A 14,710-nucleotide genomic window follows, 5' to 3' on the forward strand; every position below is an offset into this window, starting at 1 on the left:
TAATTAATCCTTCTCTTCGTCATTTTTCTCGCAATTTGTCGTTGCGTTTATATTTTTGGCATCCATTTCTTTACAATCGTCGAAGCCATATCTGTCTTTCAACTCGTCAATTACCGATTTATTCCACAATTTAACACCTGTCATATATGCTGTTCTAGCAATCAAAAAGGCAGCTACAGGGGAGGTAATAAACAGGAAAAAAACAATAGCGAACACTTTGGTCGTAATTGAAAACTCAGCGAAGTGAATTGCGGCAGCCCCTAAGATGCATCCAATCCCTAAAGTGGCTGCTTTAATAGTAATGGATAAGCGCGTATAAAAGTCGGGCATTCTAAATATACCAATTGAAGCAATTAGAATAAAAATTGCACCTAAGGTACTTAGTATCATGATAAGCAAATCAGTCATCTCTTTCTCTTTTATCAAGGTAAAACGAAAAGGCGACGGTACTCAAGAAAGCGATTAACGCCATAATGACAGCAACGTCTAAAAATATAGGGTTATTGGTGATTAGACTAAACAAGCCAATAAATCCAACTCCAACGGTAATAAGCAAGTCAATAGCTACTACGCGATCAACCACCGCTGGTCCTTTTAAAAATCGAATAAAGATCAATATTAAGGACAAGCAGATAATGGGCATTACAACATAAATCAAATAATTCTCTACTGTCATCGTAATATAGCTAATAGTTTCTTTTCTGTTCTTTCTTTCATGCGTTGAATAAACTTGTCTTTATCCTTCAAGTACATCGTATGAATAAAGATATGACTTTTATCGTCGGCAATATCGATAACCATTGTCCCAGGGGTTAAAGCAATAATATTGGCTAACATGGTAATTTCGAAATCGGTTTTCGCATCAATTTCATATTTAATGATCCCCGGAGTCGTGTGATAATTTGGTGTAATCACGTCAATAGCTACTTGTAAATTTGCTTGAAGCATATCGACAAAAAAGTACAGGATAAACACCAAAATTTTGGGTACGCGATAAAAATATTCTTTATCCGCTTTATTCGAAGAAGTTTTAGTCAACATCCAAAGGATAAAAAAACCGGCTATACCTCCAAAAAAGAAGTTTGCATAGTTTAATTGTCCTGTTAGAGCTACCCAAACAAACGTCAATAATATATTAAGTAAAAAGTATTTTAACATAGTATCTTATTTTATACCTTGTAAAACTGATTCGATGTATATCGAAGGATTCATCATTTCGTGTGCAACACGTTCTGAAACTTCAAATACTAAAGGAGCATTTAACCCAATGAACAGTGACACACCAGCTAAAGCAGCAACGGGTAAAATCAGTGCTACTTTACCTGAGCTCACAAAAGGAGCAAAATGGTCAATTTCTTCACTATTAGGTTTCGGTAAATCTTTCCAAAACACTTCTGACCAAATACGAGCTACAATAAATAATGTTATGAAGCTAGCAAAGATTAATGTTCCTAACAAGACATACTGTTCTAATCGAAAAGCTTCTTGAAAGAGCATAATCTTAGGCCAAAACCCAGATAATGGGGGAATACCAACTAAAGAAAACAAAATAACAGCAAAGAGAATCGACAATTTGGGGTAATCTTTGTACAACCCTCCTAATCGGTTGATATCTTGTGTTTCTCTGATTTTTTGAATCAAGCCACTCATCATAAATAGATTACTCTTTACAATTACATCGTGAATGAGGTAAAATATAACACCTACAAATGCCAACTCGGTATACAGACCGAAGCCTGCAATAAGATATCCGATGTGACATACGATAAAATAAGAAAGTATACGTCTAATATTTCTCTTATTAATTGCCCCTAAAGCCCCACTGATCATAGTCAGAATAGCAATCACAACAAAGACACCTAATACAAAATCATCGGGTTGGAATACAATGGTAAATACGCGAAACATGGAATACACCCCCATTTTGGTTAACAATCCACCAAATATAGCCCCAATTGCAGAGGGCGGTGTATGGTAAGACGAAGGCAACCAGAAGTACATTGGAAAAACCGCTGATTTAATTCCAAATCCCACGAAGAAAAGCAGAGCAGTTACCGTTACTAATCCACGATTTTCTACAATAGCGACTTGATGTGCTAGATCGGCAATATTTAAACTACCTGTTATCCCATACAAAATTCCGATTGCAGTCAAAAAAATGGTCGAAGCCAACATATTCATTGTAACGTATTTGACAGCAGATTCCATTTGTCTTTTCTTTCCTCCTAAAGTTAACAATACAAAAGAAGAGATAATTACAACTTCAAACCACACATACAGATTGAAAATATCCCCTGTTAAGAAGGCTCCTAACAATCCCATGATGAGGAAGTGAAAAATAATAAAATACCCGTATTTGATTCGACTAATGTTAATAGCGGATGTTGAATATATCCCCACAGCTAATGCTACTGTGGCTGTAAGAAGAACCATGACAGCACTTAATGTATCAGCAACGAAAGTAATACCAAAGGGAGCTTTCCAGCTTCCTAACTGCAAGGTAATTGCACCATGTTCCCAAGTGGCGGTAAACAAATTCCAACACAGGAGAAAAGCAATACTATTCCCAACGATACTTATTATTTTTTGAATTTTTACATTTTTCCAAAAGATCAATAAGACTACCGCGGTAAACATATGAGCAAATATGGGCGCTAATATGAAGTTTGAAATCATATATCTAAATCTTGAATATTAAGGGAATCTAAATCATCTGTTCCTGTTGTGCTATATACCTTGTTCAAGAGTACAATAGCAAAAGCGGTTAGGCCAAAGCTAATTACAATTGCAGTTAAGATCAGGGCTTGAGGAACGGGATCAGCATAAGCATCAAAGAATTGTGCATGTTCTTCATCAATGATAGGCGCCTTTCCTTTGGTCAATTCACCCATTAAAAAAATAAGGATATTTGCTCCATTCCCTAACATCATCAAGCCAAGAAGCAATTTGACCATACTTCGACGAAACATTAAATAAATGCCCGCAGAATATAATATACCTACTAAAACGACTAGTAATAATTCCATGTAACGTTTTCTTTAGTCATTAAACATTTTCAGCGATTGTAAATAGAATCGTCAAGACGACACCAATTACAACCAAGTATACTCCTATATCAAAGAACAACGCAGTTCCTACTGCACCGATAACTGCTACTGATTCTGCAAACCAAACTCCAGTCATCACAGGTAATCCTACAAAAACAGGGATCAGTGCACTTATAATAGAGACTGATAAGCCGATTCCTATTAAACGCATAGGGGAAAATTGAAACAAGGCCAACGTTTGCTTTGTACTATAGGCAAAAGAGTGTAAAACGAAGGCGATAGAAGCAATGAGTCCACCGACAAAACCACCACCTGATAGGTAATGCCCACGCAGTAATACAAACAACGAGAACAAGATTAGCAACGGCAATAAATAATTGGTTGCCGTACGCAAGATTGTGGTATCTAATACCTGATGTTTATTCGGAAGCTTCTTCATCTTTCGTTCTATATTTTAATAAACCATATACTCCCAATGCAGCGATTGACAGTACAATGGTTTCAATTAGAGTATCAAATCCTCTAAAGTCAACTAGAATTACGTTCACGACGTTTTTACCTTTTGCTAAGACATAGGCATTTTCGGCATAGTAACGACTAATTTCCTTATCAGCAGGAGATACTAAAGCTTGGAGTGTTATTAATGAAATCAACCCTCCAAAAGCAATCGAAACAACGGCATCTCTAAACTGTATACGTCGATTACTCAATTTTAAAAACCCAGGTAATTTAAACAAGACTAATACGAATAGTACAACTGTAAGCGTATCGATAGCAAATTGGGTCATTGCTAAGTCAGGTGCTCCATAAAATACAAAGATCAAACAGATACAATAACCTACTACTCCAGTAGCTGCAATGGCAGAGAGACGCGATGGAGTATGGATCGCAAAGAAAATAGCAATAACAGTAATTAGAAATACAACTAATTCGTATATTCTAAATTCAGATAAGTCTTCTGTATTAACACGCAAAGGCACATCGGCAAACAGCTTATACCCTACAAGTCCAATAAAGAATACAATTATTACCATCAAATAAATACGCAAATATCCACTTTGAAACAAACGAGTATAAGCATAGGCAAATAATCTAAATTTCTCGATGATATAACCGAGGACATGTTGAGGAGATAAGTTGTAAAAGCGCGTTACAAACTCTAGTGAGTTTTGATATCCTTTAAATACAAAATACAAAGTGGTACCCAACACAATAGTTCCTGCACTTAGTGCAACAATCTCATTAAACCCATGCCATATAGCCAATTCCATTTCAATCGGCTTACCTCCTACCGCTCTAGCCACAGAAGAGATGATTTCGATATTAATCCATTGGGGTAATACGCCAAAAACAAGACTTAATATAGCGAGAACAAACGGGGGTAACCACATTTGTAAGGAAGGCTTAGGAACATCTTGGCACGCTTCTTTTACTTTTCCAAAAAATGGTTTTATTCCCACTAGGAAACCCGAAGCCGTCAAGAATACATTAGTTAAGACAGCAACTCCAGTAAAAACCAAAGCCCATTGATTAATCGGGTAAGTAAAAGTTGCTTCATAAATAATTTCTTTTCCAATAAACCCGAAGGTCAACGGAATCCCAGCGCTTGACAAAGCCGCAATTAATGCTGCGACTGACAGTGTAGGCATTGTTTTGCGCAAGCCTCCTAAATGGGCAATATCACGGGTATGTGTTTGATGATCGACAGTTCCTGTTACCAAAAACAACGTCGCTTTATACAACGCGTGGACGAGTATAAAAATACTTGCAGCATAAATCGCTTTTTCTGATCCCACTCCAAGTAAGAACACGATTAAACCCAAAGCCGAAATAGTTGTATATGCTAAGATGCCCTTCATATCCTTTCTGAATACAGAGTGAATTGCGCCAAATAACATAGTTAATCCTCCTACAAGTTGCAGCGTAGTATTCCAATAGAGGTGATCTCCTAATACGGGGGTAAAACGAGCCAAAAGATAAATTCCCGCTTTAACCATTGTTGCAGAATGCAAATAAGCAGATACAGGCGTTGGGGCCTTCATCGCTCCAGGTAACCAAAAATGGAAGGGAAATTGTGCAGATTTTGTAAAAGCTCCCATAAATAAGAAGAACAACAAGATTCCATAAGAAGCGTGTTCCTTTAGAACATCTGCTTGAGTAAGCAACTCGTGAATTGAATAACTTCCTGCAATACTTCCTACTACAGCAGCAAAAGAAAGCAAAAAGAAACCACCTAGCCCTGTGATTCCCAAGGCCCAAAGTGCGCTTTTACGGGAATCTTCATCTTCATTATTAAAACCAATAAGGAAAAAAGAGGTGATACTCGTTAACTCCCAAAATACAAATAAAGAAATTAAGTTATCTGAAAGTACGACACCTATCATAGCGCCCATAAACAGCCCTAGATAGGCAAAAAAGCGATGAATATAGATATGCCCCTTTAAATAATAAGAAGCATACCAATAGACAAGTGTACCAATACCTGTGATCAACAAAGTAAACAACAAGGCTAGTCCGTCTAACTTGAAGTCAAAAGCGATACCTAAGGAAGGTACCCATTCGTTTCTAAACATTATAACTTCCTTTCCCGATTTGATTTGAGGTATAAAGGATAGAAAATAAATGAATAAACTGAATGGTAGTAAAGTTAATAATCCTGTAAACTTAGAACGTCCTAAACCCTTCAAGAAAAACGTACTAAAAGCTAGTACAAAAGTGAGTAAAATAATTACCAGCATAAATAAGCTTTATTTCTCTTTTTCTAAATATTTCTACTGAGGGTAAATATATAAAAAAATCAAAAAAAAAGGAATAAAAGCCAAATAACACGCTAATTTTTAACAAAACTATAACCAAGTTTTCCAAATTATATGTATAAAAAAAGCGAGATTTTAAAATCTCGCTTTAACGGGCTAGTTATTTAACATTTGCCACAATCTATCTTTTAACTCTTGAAGACCTTGATTTGCTACCGCAGATATGAACATATAAGGCACACCTTTCAAGTCGCTATCTAATCCTTCTTTCATTTCGGCTTTCAACTCATCATCCAACATATCGCCTTTTGTTATGACTAAAAGTCGATCTTTATCTAACATTTCTGGATTATATCTTCTCAACTCATCCAAGAGAATTTCATACTCTTTTTTAATATCATCAGCATCAGCAGGCACCATAAAAAGAAGGGTTGAGTTTCGTTCAATATGTCTCAAGAAATAGTGTCCTAATCCTTTTCCTTCCGCTGCACCTTCAATAATTCCAGGAATATCGGCAATAACGAAAGACTTAAAATCGCGATAAGCAACAATTCCTAAATTAGGTTTCAACGTTGTAAAAGGATAATCTGCAATTTTTGGTTTCGCAGAGGTTAACACAGACAACAAAGTTGATTTACCTGCATTTGGAAAACCTACCAATCCCACATCGGCTAAGACTTTTAATTCAAGGATAATATCTAGTTCTTCACCAGGCATTCCAGGTTGAGCGTAACGCGGTGTTTGATTAGTTGATGTTCTAAAGTGCCAGTTTCCTAAACCACCTTTACCACCTTTACCTAAAATTCGCTTTTCGTTGTGTTCTGTAATTTCAAAGAGTACCTCTCCTGTTTCTTTGTCTTTTACCACTGTTCCCAAAGGCACTTCAATAATTCTATCTTCTCCATCTGCTCCTGTACTTCTAGAGCTTCCTCCATCACCTCCATGACCTGCTTTGATATGGCGCATGAACTTCAAGTGATATAGCGTCCACAAACCTTCATTACCTACAATATAGACATGACCTCCACGTCCACCATCTCCACCATCAGGACCTCCTTTTTCAATAAATTTTTCTCGGTGCAAATGCGTAGAACCTCTTCCACCTTTTCCAGAGGCTACATAAATCTTTACGTAGTCTACAAAATTCCCTTCAGTCATCTTTTATATATTACCTTCTCTTTGATTTGTTCTATTCGATTTAAAAAATCGATTAGATTAAACGGTCTATTACGCCGCTTAATCTCATTGTAATTTCTTCAACTGACCCAATCCCATCAACAGCATTATAACATTGCTTTGCAGTATAATAATCGATTAATGGAGCTGTTTTTTCGTTGTATTCTTCGTAGCGACTTCTGATGATTTGCTCATCTTGATCGTCTGCTCTTCCGCTCGTTTTACCTCTTTCTAAAATACGTTGTACCAACACATCATCATCAGCTTCTAAGCCAATTGTTCCAACGAAACGAATATTTTTTTTCTGTAATAAAGCTTCTAAAGCTTCTGCTTGCTGAATTGTACGTGGAAAACCATCAAATAAGAACCCTGCCTTATCCATGTTTTTTTCTACTTCATCTGCAAGCATATCAATTGTAATAGAATCTGGCACCAATTCCGCTCTATCCATATAAACTTTGGCTTGTTTCCCTAATTCTGTTCCGTTTTTTAAGTTATAACGAAACACATCTCCAGTAGAAATATGAGTTAAATTGTATTTTTCTTTAAGAAATTCTGCCTGTGTACCTTTACCCGCACCAGGTTTTCCAAATAAAACTATTGCAATCATGCTACTATACTTTATTTATGCTGTTAATGTTTATTATTCTTTTATTTGATAAATTTCAGGAATATTTCTTCCGTGTTTATCGTAATCCATCCCATATCCAACGATGAATTTATTCTCAATTTCAAAAGCGACATAATCCAGTTTAATATCTTTCGTATACGCTTCTGGCTTCAAACACAACGTACAGATTTTCACCTCTTTTGGGCGCTGTTGTTCGAAAAGATTCTTTAAAGCCACCAATGTATTACCTGTATCTACGATGTCTTCAATGATAATAACACGTCGATCTGTTACGTCAATGTCCAACCCCAAAAGTTGATTCACTTGGTTAGAGGACTGTGTTCCAATATAAGAAGCCATTTTTACAAAACTCATTTCACATTGCCCTTTATACTGCTTCACTAAATCGGAAACAACCATAAAAGAGCCATTTAAAACACCTATAAAAATAGGCACCTCACCATTCATATCTCGCAAAATATCGCTTGCTATTTCCCCTAAACGTTCTTGAATTTGTTTTTCTGAAATGAAAGGAACAAAAGTCTTGTCTAAAACTTGAATCTCCATACACAATTGAATTGATAATTTGCAAATATACAAAAAAGAAACACCACATTTGTACTCCTTAACAGATGAATTCTAAACATTTTATCCTTGTATTTGTATTTTTTCGCTTTTTGCTTTTCTCTCTTTTACACGGCGTAAGGTTAGTAAACCATTCCCTGTACTTGAAGTAAGTCAATTGTTCTTTATTGCAGTCCACTTGTATCAAAAAAAAACGCAGCGCTTTTGCAAACGCCACGTCTAAAACAAACTAATTCAATCTAACTCTAAAACCAAAGCTAATAAGTTTTATTGTTAAGATTACTTTTTATACACCAGATCAAGGGTATATATTATTTTTTAATACAATATACCTTAATTATATCGCTTCAAATATAAGTTAATTTTTTAACTAAACAAGAAGTATTTTAAGTTTATTTTCACATTAACAAAATCACCAACCCCCAAAATACGCTATACTTTACTCGTAATACCAAGCAATAGAAACTAATATATGTTAAAATCAATACTTTCCACTACTACACGAAAGCTCCTGTCTACTACTTACTTCTATACTCTTTTTTGACAGGAGATCTCTACTTTTTTTGTTGCTAATAGATGTTCACCATGTGAATTAGTATATCTTTGCACAAACACAATTACAACAACACAATGAATTATTATTCAACTGATTTTCGCTTGGGAATCTTAGGAGGTGGACAATTAGGCAAAATGCTTTTGTACGACACACGCAAGTTTGACCTTGCTACTTACATCTTAGATCCAAGTAAAGAAGCGCCTGCTCAATACGGTGCACACCAGTTTTTTCAAGGAGATCTTATGGACTATGAAACGGTTTATCGCTTTGGAAAAAAAGTAAATGTCTTAACCATTGAAATTGAAGGTGTCAACCTCGAAGCGTTGGATCAATTACAAAAAGAGGGAATAAAAGTTTATCCTTCACCCGAAACTTTGCGTTTGATTCAGCATAAAGGAAAACAAAAAGATTACTATACAACACACGGTATTCCAACTGCACCTTATACGCGTTTTACAACAAAAGCAGATTTAGTAACAGCGGCTACTGAACAACGTGTAGCACTTCCTTTCGTATGGAAATCGGCTCAATTTGGCTATGATGGAAATGGCGTAAAAGTAGTTCGTACACTTGATGATTTAGTAGGACTACCTGAGGTGGAATGCATCGCTGAAACAATGATTCCCTTCAAAAATGAATTAGCGGTAATTGTTGCGCGTTCTGCCTCTGGCGAGATTAAAACATTTCCTGTTGTAGAAATGGAATTTCATCCAGAAGCCAATCAAGTTGAATATGTTATTTGTCCTGCGCGCATTGAAGCTACTGTTGCCGAAAAAGCCAGAGCCATTGCATTAACTGTTTCGGAGAAATTTAACCACGTTGGATTATTAGCTGTTGAAATGTTTCAAACACAAGACGACGAAATCTTGGTCAATGAAGTAGCGCCACGTCCGCACAATTCAGGACATTACTCTATTGAAGCAAGTTACACTTCTCAATTTGAACAACACATCCGAGCGATTTTAGATTTACCTTTAGGAAACACAGACAGTAAGGTTGCGGGCGTAATGGTTAACTTAGTAGGAGCTGAAGGACATACTGGACAGGTATACTACGAAGGCATGAATGAAATTTTAGCCATTCCTGGTGTTACACCTCATATCTATGGAAAAAGAGAGACGAGACCTTTCCGCAAAATGGGACATGTAACCATTGTCAATAGCGATATGGACAAAGCGAGAGAAATTGCTCAAAAAGTAAAAGAAACGATCAAAGTAATCAGTCAATAAATTATGAAAATAGCAGTAGTAATGGGCAGCATTTCAGACATGCCTATCATGCAAGACGCAATCGATATAATTAAAGAATTTGGTATTGAAGTTGAAGTTGACATTGTGTCGGCACATCGCACGCCAGAGAAATTAGTAGACTTCTCTTCTCATGCACACACAAGGGGAATTCAAGTTATTATTGCAGGTGCGGGTGGAGCAGCTCATCTACCAGGTATGGTTGCATCGATGTCTCCACTTCCTGTAATTGGAGTTCCTGTAAAATCAAGCAATTCCATTGACGGATGGGATAGTGTGCTTTCTATTTTGCAAATGCCCGGTGGAGTTCCTGTAGCAACCGTTGCTTTAAATGGTGGAAAAAATGCAGGTCTATTAGCCCTACAAATTTTGGGAAGTCAAAATGAAGAAATTCGCAATAAAATGATCGCTTATAAAAATGGATTAAGAGAGGCCGTTTTAAAAGCTGCTGAAAATCTAAAAAAATAAGAGTACTAGCGATTTTTAGCCTTGTACAACACAAAGAACCAGTAGTTTACTAAACTGCTGGTTTTTTTTATTTTCTTTTTACTTATCGGTTTTCGTCTGATGTGTACGAAACAGTCGATCCCAAAAAGTGGTGTAAAAACCAAAATTTTTTTGTGGCTCAATGTGGTGCTTATTGTGAAAACTTGCTGTACCCAACCAAGTACTCCACCCCTTGGAAGAAACCTTTCCTACGCGATTAAAGTGACCTATTGTTCCCCACAAGACGTTTATTACAAAATACAAACCCACGCTAAGATAATGAAAGGGATAAACAAACAAGACAGCCATAAGCATCAAACCAAAACCAAGAGCCTCCAACGGACTTAGTACAAATAGACTCAACGCATTTACTCCAATATGCTCATGGTGCTTTTGATGTATAAGCGCATAGAATGGCTTTACATGCGCAAGCTTGTGAAAAAAATACATCAATAGATCGATAATTAAAATCAGAAGTAAAAGCTGTCCTACTAGTACACCTGTGTGCTTTGTAGTAAAATCTACGCTTAAATATCCTTCTTTCCACAAGAAAGCACCGAATACAAAGACAATTACATTGCAAATTAAAGTAGAACCTACAGCAACAACATCAGAAACAACAATAGGTTGATACACATTGACCTGAATCTTATTCCCCCTCAATCGATGCCATATGGAGTAGAAGGCTAAAGATCCAAGCAATAGCCCCAAATTCAATCCCATAGCCCAAAGAAAAATGGAGGTATACGTTTGGTTTAACATGTTTTCAATTGCACTCATACGGTTTGGCTTCAAAACACAAAGTCCTTGGCGTGCCAAGGACTTTCTTATTTCTCTTTTTTAGCCGTGATATATTGGCTAACGGTTTTAATTTCTTGTTCCTTTTTCTTGGGATAGATTAATAATATCTCCTCTTTATCCACAACGATATAGTCATTCAACCCATCAATTACTACGCGCTTTCCTTTATCCGTACGCACAATATTATTCGTTGCATTATTGAAATATACATCAGCATTTACTACAGCGTTATCCGAAATATCTTTCGGCAGCTTTTCATATAACGATCCCCATGTTCCTAAATCATTCCAATCAAATGTAGCTGGTAATACATACACATTGTTGGCTTTTTCCATTACTGCATAATCAATTGAGATATTATCAGCTTTCGAATAATGCTCATCGATAAAAGTCTTTTCTTCTGCAGTATTAAACAAATCGTAACCCGATTCAAAAAGCGCTGTCATTTCGGGTTGGAAATTAGAAAATGCTTCTAGAATTGCTCCAACACTCCAAACAAAAATCCCTGAATTCCACAAGAAATGTCTACTTTGAATAAATTTTCGCGCAGTTACATAATCTGGTTTTTCACGAAATTGAACCACTTTTTTAATTGGGCGAGAATCGAGTTTATTAAATTCGATATACCCGTATCCTGTATTGGGAAATGTAGGTAAAATACCTAGCGTCATCAAAACTTGATCTCGTTCACAAACGTCAAATGTACGCTGTAAATTAGATATAAACTGAAGCTCATCTTCAATCCAGTGATCACTAGGTGCAACGACCATAACTGCATCGGGATTTAGCTTCTTAATTTTCATAGCTGCATACAAAATACACGGAGCGGTATTTCGCATCGCAGGCTCTAAAATGATATTATTGGGTTCTACTGAAGGCAATTGCTCTTGTACAATTGTTTTGTAATTCTCATGTGTTAATATCAAGATATTTTCTTTGGGTATTAACTGAGACAATCGCGAGAATGTTTTTTGAATCAAGGTTTCACCTGATCCTAACATATCGTGAAACTGTTTAGGGAATTCCGGAGTACTTACTGGCCAAAAACGCGAACCAACTCCTCCCGCCATTACAACAGCATAATAATTCGAACTCATACTATTCTTCTTCTTATTTTACAACATAATGTGTCATCATTTCAACTTCGGCATTTGCTTTAAATACAAATAATCGCCCAGTTGCTACTTCCAAGCACTCAAATCTTTTTACACGCAATGGACCTCGTTTAAACACCTTACCATTGTATGTTTTGAAATGACTCCCCAAGGGAATTTCATACACAAAACAATGATTACTCCCTTTCACAACAGTGTCGTACATCTTCATCGCTATAGATAAGCGTTCGTCTGTATCGCTACTTGCAGAAGGATTTCGAAAGTGATTAGCCAAAAGTGGCAATAATCGATCAGGAAAAACCTCTGGTCTTAAAAAGGGCAACATCAGCAAGCGAAACGTTTGTTTCCACTCTACTCCATGGGGTTTGATATGGCGTCCATATTTTTGAAAAGCCACTAAATGAGCAATCTCGTGAATTAATGTCATTAAAAAACGATAGGGATTCAGATTGGAATTAATAGTAATTAAATGTTTCCCATCCAATCCTCGAGTATAATCCCCATGACGCGTTACCCTTTCATTTACAATTTTTAAATGAATATGGTAATGCTTAATTAATTCAAAGGCTGCCTCTAGCGCTGCTTCTGGTAAATAAGGCTTGAGTATCTTAATCAATATACTTTTTTTTAAGGGGTGGTACTAGATGCTTGTAGTACTTTTCCATTAAAATATTTATTTCCCGTAAGTGCAAATTCACTTATATATTCAGCGATTTCTTCTGGCATCAAAGGTGCTTGATAGCCAGGAAACGCTTCTTCCAACATTTCTGTTTGAACTGCACCTAATGCAATTATGTTAAAGGCAATCCCTTTCTCTTTGTATTCCTCTGCCAAGAGTTCACTTAGGATAATCACTGCTCCTTTGCTTGAACTATAGGCCGCTAAGCCGCCAAACTTCATTGTTCCTTGAACACCTCCCATACTGCTAATCGTAACAACATGACTATTCACTACAAAATAAGGAATACACAACTGAACCAAACGAGCCAGTCCGAATACATTTACTTTATACACCCATTCAAATTCATCTTGCGTGATCTCTTCAAAGGGTTTGTTTACCAAAGCACCTGCATTGTTGATCAAAATATCAATATGCCCCCACTGTGTAGCGATATACTCTTTTACCTGTTGTAAATCAGCTTCAACGGTAAGGTCCATTTCCAAACAAGTTACATTTTCTAGCACTGCTAATTCAGCAGATTTTTTACGAGAAACAGCTAACACCTTATGTCCTTTAGCTGCTAAGAGTTTAACAGTTTCTAAACCGATACCACGGCTTGTTCCTGTAACAATAATATGTTTCATTTTAGTTTTTCAATCTAATTTCACCAGAAGGTAAGTTAATCAATTTTTCTACGACTGGAACAAATTTCTTTGTTAGTTCCGTCATAAAAGGCACATTCATCAAATGGGCTTCGTCCTTGACATGATGGTAGTATATGAAATTTTCAAAGTCAGAGGAACTAAATGTTTGACTTGGTATTTTATAAGCCTGATAAAACGGATAGTTATCCGAACGCATAAATAGCTGCATTTCTTCAGCATCTTCAAATCGTCCTGCGAGATTCTCTCCTGCTATTGTATTTATTTTCTCTGCCAAATTACTTTGATCATAGCCCGTAATAAACGTAGTATACTCCCGTTGCATCGGTACTCCAAGCATTTCAAAATTCAGCATGAGCACAACATTTGCATTTTCATTTTTCAACCGCTTTGCTAAGTGTTCAGAACCTAAAAGCCCTAATTCTTCTGCAGTAAAAAAGCAGACAAGAACAGTGCGTTTTACGTCTTTTTGAGCCAAATTACGCGCTAATTCCAACAGAATACTCACGCCTGAAGCATTGTCATTTGCTCCATTGGCAATAGAGTCACCTTCAACGGGTTTCTGAATACCAATGTGATCATAATGTGCTCCAAGAACAACGATTTCATTTTTTAATTTCGAATCTGATCCTGGAATTACCCCCACCACATTCCACGTATTTTCAACAGCGGTTAACTTGTCCTCATAGCTTTCATAATAAGGCAGGATCCCGTACTCCTTTAACTCCTTTGTCAAGTAAGCAGCAGCCTTCACATTGCCTTCATGTCCTGAATCCCTTCCCAATAGTTCATCAGAGGCCAAATAATTCAAGGTTGTGTTAATTTTTACCGAAGAAACCTCTTGTTGGGATTCATTCGACAAATTGGATGATACGCTACAAGAGGTAGCGACAATCGCGACTAAAAAACTAAAATATTTCACTTTAAACATGCCTCAAAAATACAAAATACACTTGTTATTTTACAGTAATTTAGCTTTAGTTTGTATTAAAAAAACAAAAAAAGCTT

17 protein-coding genes are annotated in these 14,710 nt (G+C 36.5%); 2 read left to right on the top strand and 15 right to left on the bottom strand.

Annotated elements, in window-relative coordinates; genetic code table 11:
* Positions 1–3: 3 nt before the first annotated feature.
* The 10 genes from mnhG to hpt all read right to left on the bottom strand — a co-directional run bounded on the left by mnhG (position 4) and on the right by hpt (position 8,156).
* Positions 4–408, bottom strand: a complete 405-nt coding sequence (gene mnhG / locus ACPDG9_RS01275; RefSeq protein ID WP_430526035.1) for a monovalent cation/H(+) antiporter subunit G — start codon at positions 406–408, stop codon at positions 4–6.
* On the bottom strand, positions 401–676 hold the full coding sequence (locus ACPDG9_RS01280) for a monovalent cation/H+ antiporter complex subunit F (RefSeq protein ID WP_430526036.1): 276 nt from the start codon (positions 674–676) through the stop codon (positions 401–403). The genes mnhG and ACPDG9_RS01280 overlap by 8 nt, the downstream gene beginning before the upstream one ends.
* Positions 673–1,158 (bottom strand): Na+/H+ antiporter subunit E, encoded by a 486-nt coding sequence (locus ACPDG9_RS01285; RefSeq protein WP_430526037.1) that lies wholly within the window; start codon positions 1,156–1,158, stop codon positions 673–675. The genes ACPDG9_RS01280 and ACPDG9_RS01285 overlap by 4 nt, the downstream gene beginning before the upstream one ends.
* Before the next feature lie 6 nt (positions 1,159–1,164).
* Entirely contained in the window at positions 1,165–2,676 is a 1,512-nt protein-coding gene (locus tag ACPDG9_RS01290) for a proton-conducting transporter membrane subunit (protein WP_430526038.1), read from the bottom strand.
* Positions 2,673–3,026 (bottom strand): Na+/H+ antiporter subunit C, encoded by a 354-nt coding sequence (locus ACPDG9_RS01295; RefSeq protein ID WP_430526039.1) that lies wholly within the window; start codon positions 3,024–3,026, stop codon positions 2,673–2,675. The genes ACPDG9_RS01290 and ACPDG9_RS01295 overlap by 4 nt, the downstream gene beginning before the upstream one ends.
* Before the next feature lie 19 nt (positions 3,027–3,045).
* Positions 3,046–3,486, bottom strand: coding sequence for a Na+/H+ antiporter subunit B (locus ACPDG9_RS01300; RefSeq protein WP_430526040.1), 441 nt, complete (start codon positions 3,484–3,486; stop codon positions 3,046–3,048).
* Positions 3,467–5,785: a putative monovalent cation/H+ antiporter subunit A gene (locus ACPDG9_RS01305; protein WP_430526041.1), complete on the bottom strand. Its 2,319-nt coding sequence runs from the start codon at positions 5,783–5,785 to the stop codon at positions 3,467–3,469. The genes ACPDG9_RS01300 and ACPDG9_RS01305 overlap by 20 nt, the downstream gene beginning before the upstream one ends.
* Positions 5,786–5,959: 174 nt before the next feature.
* Positions 5,960–6,961 carry a GTPase ObgE gene (gene obgE, locus ACPDG9_RS01310; protein WP_430526042.1) on the bottom strand — a complete coding sequence of 334 codons (1,002 nt, stop codon included), beginning with the start codon at positions 6,959–6,961 and terminating at the stop codon, positions 5,960–5,962.
* 52 nt (positions 6,962–7,013) lie between these two features.
* Positions 7,014–7,589 carry an adenylate kinase gene (locus ACPDG9_RS01315; RefSeq protein ID WP_430526043.1) on the bottom strand — a complete coding sequence of 192 codons (576 nt, stop codon included), beginning with the start codon at positions 7,587–7,589 and terminating at the stop codon, positions 7,014–7,016.
* A gap of 33 nt (positions 7,590–7,622) precedes the next feature.
* Positions 7,623–8,156 (bottom strand): hypoxanthine phosphoribosyltransferase, encoded by a 534-nt coding sequence (hpt, locus tag ACPDG9_RS01320; RefSeq protein WP_430526044.1) that lies wholly within the window; start codon positions 8,154–8,156, stop codon positions 7,623–7,625.
* A 648-nt stretch (positions 8,157–8,804) separates the two neighbouring features.
* Here hpt and ACPDG9_RS01325 point away from each other — a divergent pair.
* Both ACPDG9_RS01325 and purE read left to right on the top strand, forming a co-directional pair.
* The gene (locus ACPDG9_RS01325; protein ID WP_430526045.1) at positions 8,805–9,959 is read left to right on the top strand and encodes a 5-(carboxyamino)imidazole ribonucleotide synthase; all 1,155 of its coding nucleotides are present in this window, start codon (positions 8,805–8,807) and stop codon (positions 9,957–9,959) included.
* Positions 9,960–9,962: 3 nt separating this feature from the next.
* A complete protein-coding gene (gene purE, locus ACPDG9_RS01330; RefSeq protein ID WP_430526046.1) occupies positions 9,963–10,445 on the top strand; it encodes a 5-(carboxyamino)imidazole ribonucleotide mutase in 483 nt (160 codons plus the stop codon).
* A gap of 78 nt (positions 10,446–10,523) precedes the next feature.
* Here the strand turns inward: purE and ACPDG9_RS01335 are convergent, their stop codons facing one another.
* Genes ACPDG9_RS01335 through ACPDG9_RS01355 form a run of 5 tightly spaced genes read right to left on the bottom strand, consistent with a single transcriptional unit; the run spans position 10,524 to position 14,633 of the window.
* A complete protein-coding gene (locus ACPDG9_RS01335; RefSeq protein ID WP_430526047.1) occupies positions 10,524–11,243 on the bottom strand; it encodes a sterol desaturase family protein in 720 nt (239 codons plus the stop codon).
* Positions 11,244–11,290: 47 nt separating this feature from the next.
* Positions 11,291–12,361, bottom strand: a complete 1,071-nt coding sequence (locus ACPDG9_RS01340) for a mannose-1-phosphate guanylyltransferase (RefSeq protein WP_430526048.1) — start codon at positions 12,359–12,361, stop codon at positions 11,291–11,293.
* A gap of 13 nt (positions 12,362–12,374) precedes the next feature.
* Complete coding sequence (locus ACPDG9_RS01345) at positions 12,375–12,995, bottom strand: SprT-like domain-containing protein (RefSeq protein WP_430526049.1); 621 nt, start codon at positions 12,993–12,995, stop codon at positions 12,375–12,377.
* Positions 12,996–13,006: 11 nt separating this feature from the next.
* Positions 13,007–13,684, bottom strand: a complete 678-nt coding sequence (locus ACPDG9_RS01350; protein ID WP_430526050.1) for an SDR family NAD(P)-dependent oxidoreductase — start codon at positions 13,682–13,684, stop codon at positions 13,007–13,009.
* A 1-nt stretch (position 13,685) separates the two neighbouring features.
* Positions 13,686–14,633 carry a M28 family metallopeptidase gene (locus tag ACPDG9_RS01355; RefSeq protein WP_430526051.1) on the bottom strand — a complete coding sequence of 316 codons (948 nt, stop codon included), beginning with the start codon at positions 14,631–14,633 and terminating at the stop codon, positions 13,686–13,688.
* Positions 14,634–14,710: the final 77 nt, after the last annotated feature.

Origin of the sequence: Myroides sp. C6-3 (assembly GCF_050522425.1) — a bacterium.
Taxonomy (GTDB): Bacteria; Bacteroidota; Bacteroidia; order Flavobacteriales; family Flavobacteriaceae; genus Flavobacterium.